Origin of the sequence: Streptomyces sp. NPDC001634, from assembly GCF_040298185.1 — a bacterium.
Lineage (GTDB): Bacteria > Actinomycetota > Actinomycetes > Streptomycetales > Streptomycetaceae > Streptomyces.
Window position 1 is genome coordinate 63,582 of record NZ_JBEOZU010000036.1, and the last position, 16,388, is coordinate 79,969.

Here is a 16,388-nt window from a genome sequence, read left to right on the forward strand (position 1 = left end):
GCACCCCGCCACTGACAACGCCGCCGACGATTGACGGTGGCCGTCAATCGAACCCGGGCCGCCGAACCGCCTCAGCCACCGGCCCCCGGCAGCCGCGCCACGAACTCGGTCACCGCCGCCTTCACGTCGTCGGCCGTCCACTCCAGCCCGGCAGCCCGTACATAGACCTCGGTGAAGGCCAGGTCCGGGCCGCCGCGGTCCCAGGCGTGGGCGAACAGGAGGGTGCCGGTCTCCTCGGCCTGCCTGATGGCGGTCTTCCCGAGGACACCTGCGTCGTACGGCAGCCACACCTGGAAGTCGTGCGTGTGCGGCTCCCCGGGGTGTACGCGCGTCCACGGCACCCCGGCCGCCGCGAACCCCTCGCGCAGCGCGGCGGCCACCACGCGCGCGTGGCGCACGTAGTCCGGCAGCCGGGGCAGTTCCCGCTCCAGACCGGCGAGGGCCGACAGCACCGTGGGGAACTGCTGGAACGCCATGCCGCCGTACCGGTGCCGCCAGGCCTTCGCCTCGTCGACGAGCGTCTTCGGGCCGACGAGCGCCGCGCCCCCGAAGCCGTCGAGGGACTTGTAGAACGACACGTAGACGCTGTCCGCGAGGCCCGCGATCTCGTCCAGCGGGCGGCCGAAGTGGACCGTGGTCTCCCACAGGCGCGCGCCGTCGAAGTGCACGACCGCGTCCCGCTCGCGCGCGGCCTCCACCACCTCGCACAGCTCCTCCCAGGAGGGCAGCACGAAACCGGCGTCCCTGAGGGGCAGTTCGAGCATCAGCGTCCCGAAGGGCTCTTCGAAGTCGCGCACCTCGTCGGCGGTCGGCTGTCGCGGCTCGCTCGTCACCCGGACCGGGCGCAAGCCGCTGACCTGGCTGAACGCGTTCCGTTCATGGACCTCGGGGTGGGCCAGCGCATGCAGGGCGACCGTCGGGTCGCCGGTACGTCCCGCCCAGCAGCGCAGGGCGACCTGCTGGGCCATCGTGCCCGTCGGGAAGAAGGCGGCGGCCTCCTTGCCGAGCAGCCCGGCGACCTTCTCCTCCAGAGCCTCGACGACGCCGTTGCCGTAGATGTCCGACGACTCGTCCAGGTCGTACAGGTCCTGCGCGCCGTCGAGCAGCGCCAGCCGTTCCCGCAGCGTGCCCAGGAAGCCGGGGCGCGCCAGGACACGCTCCGCGCCCCGGTAGGCGGCGATCCGGCGCTCCCGCTGCCGTCGCCGCTCCTCCTCCGGCGACCGGGCCGGCCGCTCCCCGCCCTGCCCGGCCGAGGCCTCCCCGCCCTGCCCGGCCGAGGCCTCCCCGCCCGGTCCCGCCGTCCGCGCCATGTCCCGCTCCGCCCTCGTGGTCATCCCCCGGATGATGCCGCGCGCCCACCGCGCCCGGCACCCTGATTTCCGTACCCACCACGACCTGCGGAAACCCACAGCCTGTGGACAACCGTCCAGCCCGTCGACAGTTTGCGTTAACATGACGAGAAATCGTCCGGTACCCCGAGCGGACTGGAACGGAAGGCCACCGTCGAGTGAGTACATTCCAACAGCCAGACCCCAAGGACCGCCCCGCGCGGCTCACCGTGGGCGTGGTCGGAGCCGGCCGGGTCGGCCCGGCGCTCGCCGCGTCGCTGCAGCTCGCCGGGCACCGTCCCGTCGCCGTCTCGGGGGTCTCGGACGCCTCCAGACGACGTGCGGCCCTGATGCTCCCCGACGTGCCGATCCTGACGCCCTCCGAGGTACTGCAGCGGGCCGACCTGGTCCTCCTGACGGTGCCGGACGACACACTGCCGGGACTCGTCGAGGGTCTCGCAGAGACCGGGGCCGTACGGCCGGGACAGCTGCTCGTGCACACCTCCGGGCGGTACGGCGCCAAGGTGCTCGACCCCGCCCTGCGCGCGGGAGGGCTGCCGCTCGCCCTGCACCCCGCCATGACCTTCACCGGCACTCCCGTGGACGTCCAGCGCCTGGCCGGGTGCTCCTTCGGGGTCACCGCCCCCGAGGAGCTGCGGCTGGCCGCCGAGGCACTCGTGATCGAGATGGGCGGCGAACCCGAGTGGATCGCCGAGGAGATGCGCCCGCTGTACCACGCGGCCCTCGCTCTGGGCGCCAACCACCTGGTCACCCTGGTCGCCCAGTCCATGGAGCTGCTGCGTGCCGCGGGCGTCGAGGCCCCCGACCGGATGCTCGGCCCGCTGCTGGGCGCCGCCCTCGACAACGCCCTGCGCTCCGGGGACGCGGCCCTGACGGGCCCTGTCGCGCGCGGCGACGCGGGCACGGTCGCCGCGCACGTCGCCGAGCTGCGCCGGCACGCCCCGCAGACCGTGGCCGGCTATCTGGCGATGGCCCGCGCGACCGCCGACCGGGCCCTGGCCCACGGACTGCTCAAGCCGGAGCTGGCCGAAGACCTTCTCGGGGTACTCGCCAACGGGACCGAAGGGGACGCCCGATGACCACCGCCCTGATGCGTACCGTCGACGAACTGCACGCGCGCGTGAAGCGCGGCCGCCGTGCCGTCGTGATGACCATGGGCGCGCTGCACGAGGGCCACGCCACCCTGATCCGCGCCGCCCGCGAGATCGCCGGGCCGGACGGCGAGGTCGTCGTCACCGTCTTCGTCAACCCGCTGCAGTTCGGCAAGGGCGAGGACCTCGACCGCTATCCGCGCACCCTGGACGCCGACCTGAAGGTCGCCGAACAGGCCGGCGCGGACGTCGTGTTCGCCCCCTCGGCGGACGAGGTCTACCCGGGCGGCGAACCCCAGGTGCGGATCACCGCGGGCCCCATGGGCGAGCGTCTCGAAGGGACATTCCGCCCCGGCCACTTCGACGGCATGCTCACCGTCGTCGCCAAGCTGCTGCACCTCACCCGCCCCGACGCGGCCCTCTTCGGGCAGAAGGACGCCCAGCAGCTCGCCCTGATCCGCCGGATGGTGCGCGACCTGAACTTCGGCGTGGAGATCGTCGGCGTGCCCACCGTGCGCGAGGACGACGGTCTCGCCCTTTCCAGCCGCAACCGCTACCTCGCGGCCGACGAGCGGCACACCGCGCTCGCTCTCTCCCGGGCTCTGTTCGCGGGCCGTGACCGGCACGCCGCGCAGGAGGCGCTGCGCGCGCGTGCCCGCGAGGTGCCCTCCACGCACGCGCGTGCCGAGGCCCTCAGCGCGATAGGGGAGTCGCGCGCCGCAGCCGACGCGCACGCGGTCGCGAAGGCCGTCCCCGGCGGTCCCGCCGCCGTCCGCGCCGCCGCCCGGCTCGTCCTCGACGAGGCCGCCCGCCAGGAACCGCCGCTGGTCCTGGACTACCTGGCCCTGGTCGACCCGTCGGACTTCACCGAGATCCCCGACGACTTCAACGGTGAGGCGGTCCTCGCCGTCGCCGCCCGGGTCGGGACGACCCGGCTCATCGACAACATCCCCCTCTCCTTCGGAGCCCCCGAACCCGTCGACCCTCACGGAGCCGCCTCGTGAACCAGCGCAGGCACACCAGCACAGGCATACGACTGCACGCACCCGCCCCAGGATGGTCCGTCTCGTCGGACGTCGTGGTCGTCGGCTCCGGCGTCGCCGGCCTCACCGCGGCCCTGCGCTGCGAGGCCGCCGGACTGAGGACGGTCGTCGTGACCAAGGCCCGCCTCGACGACGGCTCCACCCGCTGGGCGCAGGGCGGCATCGCGGCGGCCCTGGGCGAGGGCGACAGCCCCGAACAGCACCTGGACGACACCCTGGTCGCGGGAGCCGGCCTGTGCGACGAGGACGCCGTGCGCATCCTGGTCACCGAGGGCCCCGACGCCGTACGCCGGCTCATCTCCACCGGCGCGCACTTCGACACCGACGACGAGGGCGGCATCGAGCTCACCCGCGAGGGTGGCCACCACCGCCGGCGCATCGCGCACGCCGGCGGTGACGCGACCGGTGCCGAGATCTCCCGGGCGCTCGTCGAGGCGGTACGCGCGCGTGGGCTGCGCACCATCGAGAACGCGCTGGTCCTGGACCTGCTCACGGACACCGAAGGCCGCACCGCGGGCGTGAGCCTGCATGTCATGGGCGAGGGCCAGCACGACGGCGTGGGCGCCGTGCACGCGCCCGCCGTGGTCCTCGCGACCGGCGGAATGGGCCAGGTCTTCTCCGCCACCACCAACCCGTCGGTGTCAACCGGCGACGGTGTGGCGCTCGCCCTGCGCGCCGGCGCCGAGGTCAGCGATCTGGAGTTCGTGCAGTTCCACCCGACCGTGCTGTTCCTCGGCCCGGACGCGGAGGGCCAGCAGCCGCTGGTCTCCGAGGCGGTGCGCGGCGAGGGCGCCCACCTCGTGGACGCGGACGGTGTGCGCTTCATGGTCGGGCAGCACGAGCTGGCCGAGCTGGCGCCCCGGGACATCGTCGCCAAGGCCATCATGCGCCGCATGCAGGAGCAGGACGCCGAGCACATGTTCCTCGACGCCCGCCACTTCGGCGCCGAGATGTGGGAGCACCGCTTCCCGACGATCCTCGCCGCCTGCCGTGCGAACGGCATCGACCCGGTCACCGAGCCCGTCCCGGTCGCCCCGGCCGCCCACTACGCCTCCGGCGGCGTGCGCACCGACTCCCAGGGCCGGACGACCGTGCCGGGCCTGTACGCGTGCGGCGAGGTCGCCTGCACGGGCGTGCACGGCGCCAACCGGCTCGCCTCCAACTCCCTTCTGGAGGGCCTGGTCTACGCCGAGCGGATCGCCGCCGACATCGCGCGGGCCCACGCGGAGGACGGCCTCCACGCGCGCGTGCCGGAACCCGTCGCCCACCCCGAGAAGCCCGAGCACCCGCTGCTCGCCCCGGAGGACCGCTTCACGATCCAGCGGATCATGACGGACGGCGCCGGGGTCCTCAGGTCCGCGCAGTCGCTGCGGGAGGCAGCCGACCGGCTCCAGCGGCTGCACAGCGACGCGCGCGACGCCCTCGACGAGAACGGCAAGACCGCGGAGCCCGGCGTCGACACCTGGGAGACCACCAACCTCCTGTGCGTGGCCCGGGTCCTGGTCGCCGCCGCCCTCCAGCGCGAGGAGACCCGCGGCTGCCACTGGCGCGAGGACCACGCGGGGCGCGACGACACCGCCTGGCGCCGCCATATCGTCGTACGGCTGAATCCGGACCGATCGCTGGCCGCACGCACCACCGACACCGCAGACTTCCCCCCGACCCGGCAGCAGCACCGTCCCCAGGAGCAGTGACAGAAGTGACCACCCCCGACCTTCCCCTCGTCCCGAGCGGCGGCTGCGGCGACGGCTGTGCCTGCGGAGCCGACGGCGCCGCCGACGAGTTCGACGAGTACATGGAGTGCGGGCTCGACCCCGCGCTCGCCCAGCTCCTGGCCGACGCCGGACTCGACCCGGTGGAGGTCGAGGACATCGCCAACGTCGCCATCCAGGAGGACCTGGACCACGGCGTGGACGTGACGACGGTCGCGACGATTCCCGAGGAGGCGGTCGCGACGGGCGACTTCACCGCGCGCGAGGCGGGCGTGGTGGCGGGCCTCAGGGTCGCCGAGGCGGTCATCTCGGTGGTCTGCACCGACGAGTTCGAGGTCGAGCGCCACGTGGACGACGGCGACCGGGTGGAGGCCGGCCAGAAGCTCCTGACCGTGACCACCCGCACGCGCGACCTGCTCACCGCCGAGCGCAGCGCGCTGAACATCCTGTGCCGCCTGTCGGGCATCGCGACGGCCACGCGCGCGTGGGCGGACGCCCTGGAGGGCACCAAGGCGCGCGTACGGGACACCCGTAAGACGACGCCGGGTCTGCGCGCCCTGGAGAAGTTCGCGGTCCGCTGCGGCGGCGGCGTCAACCACCGCATGTCCCTGTCGGACGCGGCACTGGTGAAGGACAACCACGTCGTGGCGGCAGGAGGCGTGTCGGGGGCCTTCAAGGCGGTCCGTGAGATGTTCCCGGACGTGCCGATCGAGGTCGAGGTCGACACCCTGCACCAGCTGCGCGAGGTCGTGGACGCGGGCGCGGACCTGATCCTGCTGGACAACTTCACGCCGGGCGAGTGCGAGGAAGCGGTGGCGATCGTCGCCGGCCGCGCCCTCCTGGAGGCGTCGGGCCGGCTGACCCTTGAGAACGCGAAGGCGTACGCGGACACGGGCGTCGACTTCCTGGCGGTCGGGGCGCTCACGCACTCCTCCCCGATCCTGGACATCGGCCTGGACCTGCGAGCGGCGGAGTAGGTAGGGCCATGCTGCTGACCATCGACGTAGGCAACACGCACACGGTGCTGGGCCTGTTCGACGGCGAGGAGATCGTCGAACACTGGCGTATCTCCACGGACGCGCGCCGCACGGCCGACGAACTGGCGGTGCTCCTCCAGGGCCTGATGGGCATGCACCCCCTCCTCGGCGAGGAACTGGGCGACGGCATCGACGGCATCGCGATCTGCTCCACGGTCCCGTCCGTCCTGCACGAGCTGCGCGAGGTGACCCGCCGCTACTACGGCGACGTCCCCGCGGTCCTGGTCGAACCCGGCATCAAGACGGGCGTCCCGATCCTGATGGACAACCCGAAGGAGGTCGGCGCCGACCGCATCATCAACGCGGTGGCGGCGGTCGAGCTCTACGGCGGCCCGGCGATCGTCGTGGACTTCGGCACGGCGACGACGTTCGACGCCGTCTCCGCGCGCGGGGAGTACACCGGCGGCGTCATCGCTCCCGGAATCGAGATCTCGGTCGAGGCTCTCGGCGTCCGCGGCGCCCAGCTCCGCAAGATCGAACTCGCCCGACCGCGCGCGGTGATCGGCAAGAACACGGTCGAGGCGATGCAGGCGGGCATCGTGTACGGGTTCGCGGGCCAGGTCGACGGCGTGGTGAGCCGCATGGCCCGCGAACTGGCGGACGACCCGGACGACGTCACGGTCATCGCGACGGGCGGCCTGGCCCCCATGGTCCTGGGCGAGTCCTCGGTGATCGACGAACACGAACCATGGCTGACCTTGATCGGCCTACGGCTCGTATACGAACGGAACGTGTCACGTATGTGAGGGGCGGCGCCCCTGAGGGGCGCAGGCCCCGATAGGGGCGCGGGGCTGTGACATCGTGCGGCTCCGCCGCGTGGGCGCGAGCAACCACACACGACCTGCACTCGCCGTCGATCAGAAACCGCCCCTGGCGAAGGGGCGCAGGCTCACCCCCACCCGGGGGAACCCCAAAGCGACACGGCACAGCGATAGGCCGGTTTTGTCCGATTAGCGGTAGCGTCCCCGCATGCCCACGCCACACGGATCCCGCGGCGGCCTGGCGTTCGGCGCGGAGGAGCTGCGTGTGCTCCGCCGTGCCCTCGCCCTCGCCCTTCAGCCCCGTACCGCCTCCGCCGAGGACGTCCAGAACTGCCTCCGGCTCGCCCAGTCCGTCGAGGAGGCGGTGCGCGAGGGCGCCCGTCTGAGGGCCTTCCTGCTGGCCGACCTCGCCCGCTACCGCGCCGCCCTCCCCGGCGCCTCCACGGGCTATCTGGCCCTCCTGGAGGACGCCCTGCGTGCAGGCCACCGCCCGGACCCGGACGACCTTGCCGCTCTGCGCGCCCTGCGCGGCACCCCGGCCGCCGCTGCGCTCCTCGACCGCTGCCGCGCCCTCGCCGAACGCGACGTACGGGCCCGTCTCACCCCTCGCAGGGCCGCGATCCCCGCCTGCCGGGCCCGCCTCACGGCGCTTCCGGGCGGGCGTGCGAGCGCCGAGGAGCCGGCCGGGGAGCCGGCCCGCAAACCCGACAAGCCGGCCGGGAAACCCGAGAAGCCCGCTCCCCGCCCCGAGCCGCAGGCCCCGCGCCCGTCCCGTCCCATCCCCACCCCGGGCGAGGTCTTCCCGCCGAAGCGGAAGCCCGGGCCTCCGCACGCGCAGCGGCAGCTCGCCGTCGGCTGAGGGCGCCCCGCCCGCCGTACCTGCCCCAATCCGGTAACCCCGACCCGACCGGGATCCATCGGACAGGCCCTGGCTACTCTGGACGCATGGACTACGTCTCCGCGCTCGTACCCCCGGTCGTCATGGCCGTGTTCTTCATCGGGCTCATCAGGGTGATCGTGAAGACCCAGGGCGGCGCCAACAAGGCCAAGGAGGACGCGGCCGTCGACGCCGCCCTCGCACGCGCGGAGAGCGCCCGTCAGGCCTCCCGGGACGCCGAGGTCTGATCCGAGGGCCCGACCGCACTCCTCGGCGCCACCCCGGCGTGCGACTCGTTGACATTTCGAGTCGTACGCCCTTTTTGTCGCCGTTCGCGACTTAAGTGCACGTTCGACGGGCCATTGGCGACTTCTCCCACTATTGTTTTGAGCGTGCCTCGCCCACTGGGAGAACTCGAAGACGCGGTCATGACGCGGGTGTGGAAGTGGAACCGCCCGGTGACCGTTCGAGAAGTCCTGGAAGACCTTCAGCAGGAACGGTCCATCGCGTACACCACGGTGATGACCGTTTTGGACAATCTCCATCAGAAGGGCTGGGTCCGCCGCGAGGCGGAAGGCCGGGCCTATCGATATGAGGCGGTCTCCACTCGTGCCGCCTACGCGGCCGCACTGATGAACGACGCATGGTCACAGAGTGACAACCCGGCCGCCGCACTCGTCGCCTTCTTCGGCATGATGAGCGACGAACAGCGACAGGCACTGCGTGATGCCGTACGCATCGTGCAAGGCCCCGAGAGCGCCCAGGACACGGGAAGCGCCGAAACGGCCGCCGTTCCGGAAGCCGAATCCCCCGAATCCGCCGCACCCCCCGAGCGTTCCGGCGGGAACGCCGAGGGGAAGCCCGGTGGGAACCGGGGGGAGAACCCCGCCGAGATGCGCGGCGGGAAGAACCCCACCTCGGCCGAGGACCGCACCGGGCGATAACGTCCGCCCATGCCAGCAGAGAGCCCCGAAGCCGCCGCAAAAGCCATCACTGTCCGACGGGCCAGGACGAGCGATGTCCCGGCGGTGCGCCGCCTCCTCGACTCCTACGTCCGGCGCGGCATCCTGCTCGACAAAGCCACGGTCACGCTTTACGAGGACATCCAGGAGTTCTGGGTGGCGGAACGCGACGACAACGGCGAGGTCGTGGGCTGCGGTGCCCTGCACGTCATGTGGGAAGACCTGGCGGAAGTACGCACTCTCGCGGTCATGCCCGAGGCGAAGGGTCTCGGTGTCGGTCACCAGTTGCTGGGGAAGTTGCTGCAGACCGCCCGTTGGCTCGGCGTTCGCCGTGTTTTCTGTCTGACCTTCGAAGTGGACTTCTTCGGGAAGCACGGCTTCGTCGAGATCGGCGAGACGCCCGTGGACAGGGATGTCTACGCGGAGCTGTTGCGTTCCTATGACGAGGGAGTCGCGGAGTTCCTCGGTCTCGAACGAGTGAAACCGAACACCTTGGGCAACAGCCGGATGCTTCTGCATCTGTGATCGTCAGGGATCGCCAAGGGATCGCCCGGGGATCGCGGCGGACTATTCGGCCCTCCTTCAGCCCGACGCCCCTTGCCCACGTTCCCTATGTCCGAAACGCGTATGTTTCCGGTCGCGTGGCCGCACGTCGGTCTCTCCCGGGGGGTTTGTGTTTTTCCAGCAAAAGCGGTTTGCTTTCCGACGTACTGCAGTACTGCATATAACAGGGGACGCGAAACAAGCGGCAGAGGCCGCAGACCCTCGGCCCTGAAGTTATCGATGAAAGGAAATCCGGTGGCACAGAAGGTTCAGGTCCTTCTTGTCGACGACCTCGACGGCGGCGAGGCGGACGAGACCGTGACGTTCGCGCTGGACGGCAAGACGTACGAGATCGATCTCACGACCGCGAACGCGGACAAGCTCCGTGGCCTTCTCGACCCCTATGTGAAGGGCGGTCGTCGTACCGGAGGCCGTGCGGCCGGCGGACGCGGCAAGGCCCGCGCCGCTGCTTCCGGTGGCGGCCAGGACACCGCGCAGATCCGCGCCTGGGCCAAGGAGAACGGTTTCGAGGTCAATGACCGTGGCCGTGTTCCGGCGACCATCCGCGAGGCTTACGAGAAGGCCAACGCCTGAGCACACGCACGCCTCAGCCGGACCCGGTGGCACTGCGTTGCCATCGTGTCGACCAGCCGTACCAGATCGGGGGCGCCCCCACCGCCCCCCAAGGCCGACAGCGTCGGCAGCAGCAGTTCGATCTCGCATCTCGGCTCGGGGGGCCGCAGCCAGACGGCGGCCCCCTGTGAACCGGTCCGGCACAGGGGAAGCGGCCAGGCCCCCGGGCTGCCGGACCGTCCGGACGGCCTCCCGGCCGGATTCCACCCCGGCGGCCGCGGCGCCTCCATGTGCCCGCCCGCGCCGGTCGCCGTGAGGTCCAGGGCCAGAGCGCCCCACTCCAGCCAGTCGAGCAGTCCCGGCAGCTCGTCCGCACTGCCCGCGGCCACCAGCAGGCGCATCCGCCCCCCGTGCAGCGCCACCGGGGACCCCGGTCCCAGATGCCGCAGCGCCGCGAACCCCGCTTCCGCGGGGACCTCCAGAACGTCGAAGCGCAGGCCCGTGACCAGCCGCAACGGCTCTCCGGGCATGGTCGCCCACCCCAGTTCCCGCTCGTACCAGTGGCGCATCGCGGCGCTCGGGTCGCGCGGGCGCCCGGAGAGGGGCACTGTGGGCACTGTGTGAGCCATGCCAAGAGCAACAGGCGGAATCGCATCTGGGTTACGCTGGGTGGCGAGCTGCTTGCGCAGAGTGTCGAAAAAAGGGGCGCGCGGGGGTGTTCGGCCGCGCAAGGATGTTCGCCCGTAGCGGAGGGAACCGGTGCGCACGGCATGGAGTGTCGGTGCGTACGGGTAAGACATCCCTAGTGGGAGGGGGCGACACGCAGGACGGGCCGTCTCACGTTCGCCATCGGCGTACTGGCGAGTGGGGTATCTGCCTGGCCTGCGGGAACATCGTCTCGCACCATCGGGTTGGAGCAGATGTCGGCGTTCGGGGTCAGGAGGCCAAGGACGGTGTCGGCAGTTGGAATGAGCGGTCCCCGCTTGCGGGACTAAGCTGCGGAAGGACAGGGAGGGGAGCGTCCCCTTACTGCCTGACCGCTCTGAGGAGCGATTAACGATGTTCGAGAGGTTCACCGACCGCGCGCGGCGGGTTGTCGTCCTGGCTCAGGAAGAAGCCCGGATGCTCAACCACAACTACATCGGCACCGAGCACATCCTCCTGGGCCTGATCCATGAGGGTGAGGGTGTCGCCGCTAAGGCCCTGGAGAGCCTCGGGATTTCGCTCGAGGCGGTCCGCCAGCAGGTGGAGGAGATCATCGGCCAGGGCCAGCAGGCGCCCTCGGGCCACATCCCCTTCACCCCCCGTGCCAAGAAGGTCCTGGAGCTGTCGCTCCGCGAGGCTCTTCAGCTGGGCCACAACTACATCGGCACGGAGCACATCCTGCTCGGCCTGATCCGAGAGGGCGAGGGCGTCGCCGCCCAGGTCCTGGTCAAGCTGGGCGCAGACCTCAACCGTGTCCGCCAGCAGGTCATCCAGCTGCTGTCGGGCTACCAGGGCAAGGAGGCCGCCACGGCCGGCGGCCCGGCCGAGGGCACGCCCTCGACCTCCCTCGTCCTGGACCAGTTCGGCCGGAATCTCACCCAGGCCGCTCGTGAGTCCAAGCTCGACCCGGTCATCGGGCGCGAGAAGGAGATCGAGCGGGTCATGCAGGTGCTGTCCCGCCGGACCAAGAACAACCCGGTCCTCATCGGCGAGCCCGGCGTCGGAAAGACGGCGGTCGTCGAGGGCCTGGCGCAGGCCATCGTCAAGGGCGAGGTGCCCGAGACCCTCAAGGACAAGCACCTCTACACCCTCGACCTGGGCGCGCTGGTCGCCGGTTCCCGCTACCGCGGTGACTTCGAGGAGCGCCTGAAGAAGGTGCTCAAGGAGATCCGTACCCGCGGCGACATCATCCTGTTCATCGACGAGCTGCACACGCTGGTCGGTGCGGGTGCCGCCGAGGGCGCCATCGACGCCGCCTCGATCCTGAAGCCGATGCTGGCCCGCGGTGAGCTGCAGACCATCGGTGCGACCACGCTCGACGAGTACCGCAAGCACCTGGAGAAGGACGCGGCCCTGGAGCGCCGCTTCCAGCCCATCCAGGTCGCGGAGCCGTCCCTGCCGCACACCATCGAGATCCTCAAGGGGCTGCGCGACCGTTACGAGGCGCACCACCGCGTCTCCATCACGGACGAGGCCCTGGTCCAGGCCGCCACCCTGGCCGACCGCTACATCTCGGACCGCTTCCTGCCGGACAAGGCGATCGACCTGATCGACGAGGCCGGATCCCGGATGCGCATCCGCCGGATGACGGCGCCGCCGGACCTCCGCGAGTTCGACGAGAAGATCGCGGCCGTCCGCCGGGACAAGGAGTCCGCGATCGACTCCCAGGACTTCGAGAAGGCGGCTTCTCTCCGTGACAAGGAGAAGCAGCTGCTCGCCGCGAAGGCCAAGCGGGAGAAGGAGTGGAAGGCCGGCGACATGGACGTCGTCGCCGAGGTCGACGGCGAGCTGATCGCCGAGGTCCTGGCCACCGCCACGGGCATCCCGGTCTTCAAGCTCACCGAGGAGGAGTCCAGCCGGCTGCTCCGCATGGAGGACGAGCTCCACAAGCGGGTCATCGGCCAGGTGGACGCCGTCAAGGCGCTGTCGAAGGCGATCCGTCGTACGCGTGCGGGCCTGAAGGACCCGAAGCGTCCCGGTGGTTCGTTCATCTTCGCCGGCCCGTCCGGCGTCGGTAAGACCGAGCTGTCCAAGGCGCTCGCCGAGTTCCTGTTCGGCGACGAGGACGCGCTGATCTCCCTCGACATGTCGGAGTTCAGCGAGAAGCACACGGTGTCGCGTCTCTTCGGTTCGCCCCCCGGATACGTGGGCTACGAAGAGGGCGGCCAGCTGACGGAGAAGGTGCGGCGCAAGCCGTTCTCGGTGGTCCTCTTCGACGAGGTCGAGAAGGCCCACCCGGACATCTTCAACTCGCTGCTGCAGATCCTGGAGGACGGTCGTCTGACCGACTCCCAGGGCCGGGTCGTGGACTTCAAGAACACGGTCATCATCATGACGACCAACCTCGGCACCCGGGACATCTCCAAGGGCTTCAACCTGGGCTTCGCCGCCGCGGGCGACACGAAGACCAACTACGAGCGCATGAAGAACAAGGTGTCGGACGAGCTCAAGCAGCACTTCCGCCCCGAGTTCCTCAACCGCGTCGACGACGTGGTGGTCTTCCCGCAGCTGACCCAGACCGACATCCTGGCGATCGTCGACCTGATGATCAGCAAGGTCGACGAGCGGCTCAAGGACCGGGACATGGGCATCGAGCTCGCCCAGTCCGCCAAGGAGCTGCTGGCGAAGAAGGGCTACGACCCCGTCCTGGGCGCCCGGCCGCTGCGCCGCACGATCCAGCGCGAGATCGAGGACACGCTCTCCGAGAAGATCCTCTTCGGCGAGCTGCGTCCGGGCCATATCGTCGTCGTCGACACGGAGGGCGAGGGCGAGACCCAGACCTTCACCTTCCGCGGTGAGGAGAAGTCGGCGCTGCCGGACGTTCCGCCGATCGAGCAGGCGGCCGGTGGAGCCGGGCCCAACCTGAGCAAGGAGGCGTAACCCTCCGGGTTTCGCCAAGGGGCTGCCCCGGGACTTCGGTCCCGGGGCAGCCCCTTTTTCTCCGACCTGTGCCTCTTTTTCTGTGAGGGTGCCGTCTTTGCTGTGACGGATGCCGTCACAGCACGCTCTCGTTCCTCTCGACGACGGGCTGACCCGGCAGAAGGCCGAGGACGCGGTCCGGAACGTCGAGGACCTCCGGGGCGAGGAGAACGGAGACGCTGCGCACCTCGGGAAAGAGCGTGCAGAGTTTCGAGATGTCCTCGTTCCCCGTGAACTTGTTCACTCGTTCCCCGCGAACTTGTTCAGACGCAGCCGGGTGATGTGGGGGCAGAACCGGGCCCGCCTCCCATCCGGTGGCATTCCAGTTGAGGCGCAATTCCTCCAGCGCCGGCATGGCGGCGATCTCCTCGAAGTCCTCCGGGGTGAGCTTTCGGGGGAGTGAGGCAAGGCTCAGCTTCTTTACCGTGGCCATGCGCCGTAGGCCGCGCAGCCCGGTGAACCGGAGCGCGTTTCTGGTGAATCGGAGGTATTCCAAGGGCAGCCGGGGAAGAGCCGTGTCCAGGGACTCGCCGTGCAGCTGGATGCCGATGTCGAGGGAGTCCAGGGTCCTGGAGGCAGCGAGAGAATCCAGGGCGCCGGGCCTTTCCAGACCGGGCAAGCTGTCCACCGACAGCCACCTGACCGGCAGTCCGGCGAGCGGAATGAGATCGTCCAGGCCCGGGGTGAATCCGCTGATATCGAGAATGGTGAGTTGTCCCTGATCCGAGAGGAATCGCAGATCGCTCGCTCAGGGCACGGTTGTCGCGTACGACGAGCTCCTCCAGCTGGTCGGGGACCAGCGCGGCACGGATGTCGGCAGAGCCGAGGTCGCCGACGAGCTGGAGCCGCGGCCGTCCGCCCGGCTCCCGCAGCGCGCGGAGTGCCGTCGGTGAATGGGCCGTGAGGTACAGGTCCTCCGGCAGCGATGCCAGGTCCAGGTCAGCTGGGCCCGAACGGGTAGCGCGGAATGCGAGCGGAAGCGGGCCGGCACCGGGATCGCGGCATCCGTGCCGATCAGGGAGGCGGCGACGACGACCGCCCTGGCCTCGGCGTCCGTCAGCCCCTCCGGGCCGGGCAGCAGCTCCAGGACGAGGGGCCCGGCCTCGGCGAGGGCGCGGGCCTCCGCCGTCGTGCGCGGCGGGATGAGCGAGGCGGCACGCGACTCCACCCGGGCGCGGATTCGGGGGTCGAGCTCCGTCGCGTGTTCCAGTGAGGCGAGCGTGAGGAGCCGGATGCGGGTCGCGGTGGCTCCCTCGGCGTTGTCGGCCGACTCACTCCCTCTGCGTTGTCGGCCGACTCACTCCCTCTGCGTTGTCGGCCGACTCACTCAGATCGCTCAGCAGTCCGGCCCGTTCGCGCGGCCGGGCGTGGGCCACCGCCATCCGGATCACATCCGCCCACTGCTCGTCGACGGCGCCCCGCACCAGCAGACCGAAGTCGCCGTCCTCGACCGCCGCCTTCGCCCCCAGGTAGTCCTCGAAGGTGCGGTGGACGAACTCGATGGTCCCGGAGACGGGTTCGCGCAGCAGGCCGCTGCGGACGAGGAGATGGCCCAGGATCTGTCCGCCGTCGCCCTGGGACGCCGCCGACGGCAACGACGGCAGCACGTCGTCGACGATCCGCTCCGCGCGCTCGCGGTCCGTCTCGGACTGGTTGTTGCGGATCAGCCAGTACGCGGCCGCTGCAGCAGCTGGATCCGGGGGAGTTCCGTGAGGCGGATGCCGTCCCCCTGGACGAACATGTCACGCTCGTCGTCGCGGCGCGTCAGCAGCATCGAGAGGGCTGCCTCGTACAACTCCTGCCTTGCGTGCGGAAGATACCCGCGCCGGTCCGTGTGCAGCGCGCAGATCAGCCCGCACATCAGGGGGTTGGTGGCGAGGCGGCCGAGGTCCGGTTTGGTGCGTACGGCGTCCAGGAGCGATCGCTCGTAGGCGTCGAGACGTTCGGTTGGCCCTCATCTGCACGTCGAGATGCGTACGACCCGGCACTTCGGGCCGCCGTCGACCCCGTCGCCTTCCTGCGGGCCGAGGGTGTGCGCGTCTGAGGTGTCCTTACGTCGCCTGTGCACCCGAGTGCGCCTGTGTGACCAGGTCGATCGCGACCTCCAGGACCGCCTTGCGCTTGTCCTCGGGGTCGGCTTCGACCTCCTGGAGGACGAACATCCCCGCGTGCATGGTGAACAGCGCGCTGATGCAGCGGACCTGGTCGGTCAGTGACGCGTCCGGATCCCTGATGATGTCGCGCATCTCCAGCATCCGGTCCTTGAACTGGTTGCCGATGCTCAGCTCCCGGACCGTGGCCTGGTTCTCCTGCATGAAACGGAAGAGCGGGGCCGCGCCGGACAGCGCGTCGCTGTAGCGGCGCAGCACCTCCTGCTTGGTCTCCAGACTGTGCGGCTGTGACTTGCCCCACTGGATCAGCTCGTCGATCGGACGCGACAGGTCCTCGAAGATGCTGACCAGGATCTCTTCCTTGGTCTTGAAGTGGTAGTAGAGCGCCGCCTTCGTGACCTCCAGGCGCTCGGCGATCTCACGCAGCGAGGTCTTCTCGTAGCCCTGTTCTGCGAAGAGTTCGAGGGCCACGTCCTGGATGCGCTGGCGGGTGTCCCCGCGTCGCTGCCGCTTGGTGCCGTCCATGGTGGTGCCGCCCATCCTCGTACTCCTCGCGCTCCCGGAAAACCTACATGCCGGCCGAGTGGCAAGCCCTCAAAACTTACTTGACGCCCGGCTAGTTACGGGGCTACCTTCCCTCAGTGTAGTGAACTAGCCGGGCGGCAAGTAAGTGGCCGCTCGGCCCGCAGTACCTAGGGGAGTGGG

Annotated in this window: 18 protein-coding genes; 11 read left to right on the forward strand and 7 right to left on the reverse strand. The window is 70.4% G+C overall.

From position 1 onward, the window contains the following. Positions 1 to 71 precede the first annotated feature (71 nt). Positions 72 to 1,334 (reverse strand): threonine aldolase family protein, encoded by a 1,263-nt coding sequence (locus tag ABT186_RS24175; protein WP_502973304.1) that lies wholly within the window; start codon positions 1,332 to 1,334, stop codon positions 72 to 74. A 173-nt stretch (positions 1,335 to 1,507) separates the two neighbouring features. On the opposite strand from ABT186_RS24175, the gene ABT186_RS24180 reads away from it, so the two are divergent. The 10 genes from ABT186_RS24180 (at position 1,508) to ABT186_RS24225 (ending at position 9,969) form a co-directional block, all read left to right on the forward strand. Beyond that, entirely contained in the window at positions 1,508 to 2,428 is a 921-nt protein-coding gene (locus tag ABT186_RS24180) for a Rossmann-like and DUF2520 domain-containing protein (protein ID WP_351233350.1), read from the forward strand. Continuing rightward, on the forward strand, positions 2,425 to 3,444 hold the full coding sequence (gene panC / locus ABT186_RS24185; protein ID WP_351233348.1) for a pantoate--beta-alanine ligase: 1,020 nt from the start codon (positions 2,425 to 2,427) through the stop codon (positions 3,442 to 3,444). Before ABT186_RS24180 ends, panC begins: the two co-directional genes overlap by 4 nt. Then, positions 3,441 to 5,177: an L-aspartate oxidase gene (locus ABT186_RS24190; protein WP_351926793.1), complete on the forward strand. Its 1,737-nt coding sequence runs from the start codon at positions 3,441 to 3,443 to the stop codon at positions 5,175 to 5,177. The genes panC and ABT186_RS24190 overlap by 4 nt, the downstream gene beginning before the upstream one ends. Positions 5,178 to 5,182: 5 nt before the next feature. Further along, entirely contained in the window at positions 5,183 to 6,172 is a 990-nt protein-coding gene (gene nadC / locus ABT186_RS24195) for a carboxylating nicotinate-nucleotide diphosphorylase (protein ID WP_351926795.1), read from the forward strand. 8 nt (positions 6,173 to 6,180) lie between these two features. Continuing rightward, on the forward strand, positions 6,181 to 6,978 hold the full coding sequence (locus ABT186_RS24200) for a type III pantothenate kinase (RefSeq protein ID WP_351233342.1): 798 nt from the start codon (positions 6,181 to 6,183) through the stop codon (positions 6,976 to 6,978). Between the two features lie 253 nt (positions 6,979 to 7,231). Next, a complete protein-coding gene (locus ABT186_RS24205) occupies positions 7,232 to 7,852 on the forward strand; it encodes a serine/threonine-protein kinase (protein WP_351233365.1) in 621 nt (206 codons plus the stop codon). 86 nt (positions 7,853 to 7,938) lie between these two features. Beyond that, positions 7,939 to 8,118, forward strand: a complete 180-nt coding sequence (locus ABT186_RS24210) for a hypothetical protein (protein ID WP_351233341.1) — start codon at positions 7,939 to 7,941, stop codon at positions 8,116 to 8,118. Between the two features lie 180 nt (positions 8,119 to 8,298). Continuing rightward, complete coding sequence (locus ABT186_RS24215; protein WP_502973306.1) at positions 8,299 to 8,814, forward strand: BlaI/MecI/CopY family transcriptional regulator; 516 nt, start codon at positions 8,299 to 8,301, stop codon at positions 8,812 to 8,814. Positions 8,815 to 8,823: 9 nt separating this feature from the next. Further along, a complete protein-coding gene (locus ABT186_RS24220) occupies positions 8,824 to 9,357 on the forward strand; it encodes an amino-acid N-acetyltransferase (RefSeq protein WP_351233337.1) in 534 nt (177 codons plus the stop codon). Between the two features lie 273 nt (positions 9,358 to 9,630). Then, complete coding sequence (locus tag ABT186_RS24225; RefSeq protein ID WP_351233335.1) at positions 9,631 to 9,969, forward strand: histone-like nucleoid-structuring protein Lsr2; 339 nt, start codon at positions 9,631 to 9,633, stop codon at positions 9,967 to 9,969. On the opposite strand, the gene ABT186_RS24230 is transcribed toward ABT186_RS24225, so the two are convergent. After that, entirely contained in the window at positions 9,948 to 10,577 is a 630-nt protein-coding gene (locus ABT186_RS24230; protein WP_351926797.1) for an SCO3374 family protein, read from the reverse strand. The genes ABT186_RS24225 and ABT186_RS24230 overlap by 22 nt on opposite strands. A gap of 430 nt (positions 10,578 to 11,007) precedes the next feature. On the opposite strand from ABT186_RS24230, the gene ABT186_RS24235 reads away from it, so the two are divergent. After that, complete coding sequence (locus tag ABT186_RS24235; protein WP_351233331.1) at positions 11,008 to 13,533, forward strand: ATP-dependent Clp protease ATP-binding subunit; 2,526 nt, start codon at positions 11,008 to 11,010, stop codon at positions 13,531 to 13,533. Between the two features lie 115 nt (positions 13,534 to 13,648). On the opposite strand, the gene ABT186_RS24240 is transcribed toward ABT186_RS24235, so the two are convergent. The 5 genes from ABT186_RS24240 to ABT186_RS24260 form a co-directional block, all read right to left on the reverse strand. After that, a complete protein-coding gene (locus ABT186_RS24240; protein ID WP_351926799.1) occupies positions 13,649 to 14,200 on the reverse strand; it encodes a hypothetical protein in 552 nt (183 codons plus the stop codon). 120 nt (positions 14,201 to 14,320) lie between these two features. Next, on the reverse strand, positions 14,321 to 14,740 hold the full coding sequence (locus ABT186_RS24245; protein WP_351231292.1) for a hypothetical protein: 420 nt from the start codon (positions 14,738 to 14,740) through the stop codon (positions 14,321 to 14,323). 103 nt (positions 14,741 to 14,843) lie between these two features. After that, entirely contained in the window at positions 14,844 to 15,179 is a 336-nt protein-coding gene (locus ABT186_RS24250) for a hypothetical protein (RefSeq protein ID WP_351926800.1), read from the reverse strand. A gap of 56 nt (positions 15,180 to 15,235) precedes the next feature. Further along, positions 15,236 to 15,433 carry a hypothetical protein gene (locus ABT186_RS24255; RefSeq protein ID WP_351231294.1) on the reverse strand — a complete coding sequence of 66 codons (198 nt, stop codon included), beginning with the start codon at positions 15,431 to 15,433 and terminating at the stop codon, positions 15,236 to 15,238. Positions 15,434 to 15,623: 190 nt separating this feature from the next. Beyond that, positions 15,624 to 16,223, reverse strand: coding sequence for a TetR/AcrR family transcriptional regulator (locus ABT186_RS24260; RefSeq protein WP_351231296.1), 600 nt, complete (start codon positions 16,221 to 16,223; stop codon positions 15,624 to 15,626). Positions 16,224 to 16,388: the final 165 nt, after the last annotated feature.

Coding starts and splice junctions, on each gene's coding strand:
- ABT186_RS24175 (WP_502973304.1), bottom strand. CDS start 1,334: ATGACCACGAGGGCGGAGCGGGACATGGCGCGGACGGCGGGACCGGGC.
- panC (WP_351233348.1), top strand. CDS start 2,425: ATGACCACCGCCCTGATGCGTACCGTCGACGAACTGCACGCGCGCGTG.
- ABT186_RS24200 (WP_351233342.1), top strand. CDS start 6,181: ATGCTGCTGACCATCGACGTAGGCAACACGCACACGGTGCTGGGCCTG.
- ABT186_RS24210 (WP_351233341.1), top strand. CDS start 7,939: ATGGACTACGTCTCCGCGCTCGTACCCCCGGTCGTCATGGCCGTGTTC.
- ABT186_RS24215 (WP_502973306.1), top strand. CDS start 8,299: ATGACGCGGGTGTGGAAGTGGAACCGCCCGGTGACCGTTCGAGAAGTC.
- ABT186_RS24220 (WP_351233337.1), top strand. CDS start 8,824: ATGCCAGCAGAGAGCCCCGAAGCCGCCGCAAAAGCCATCACTGTCCGA.
- ABT186_RS24230 (WP_351926797.1), bottom strand. CDS start 10,577: ATGGCTCACACAGTGCCCACAGTGCCCCTCTCCGGGCGCCCGCGCGAC.
- ABT186_RS24235 (WP_351233331.1), top strand. CDS start 11,008: ATGTTCGAGAGGTTCACCGACCGCGCGCGGCGGGTTGTCGTCCTGGCT.
- ABT186_RS24255 (WP_351231294.1), bottom strand. CDS start 15,433: ATGTGCGGGCTGATCTGCGCGCTGCACACGGACCGGCGCGGGTATCTT.
- ABT186_RS24260 (WP_351231296.1), bottom strand. CDS start 16,223: ATGGGCGGCACCACCATGGACGGCACCAAGCGGCAGCGACGCGGGGAC.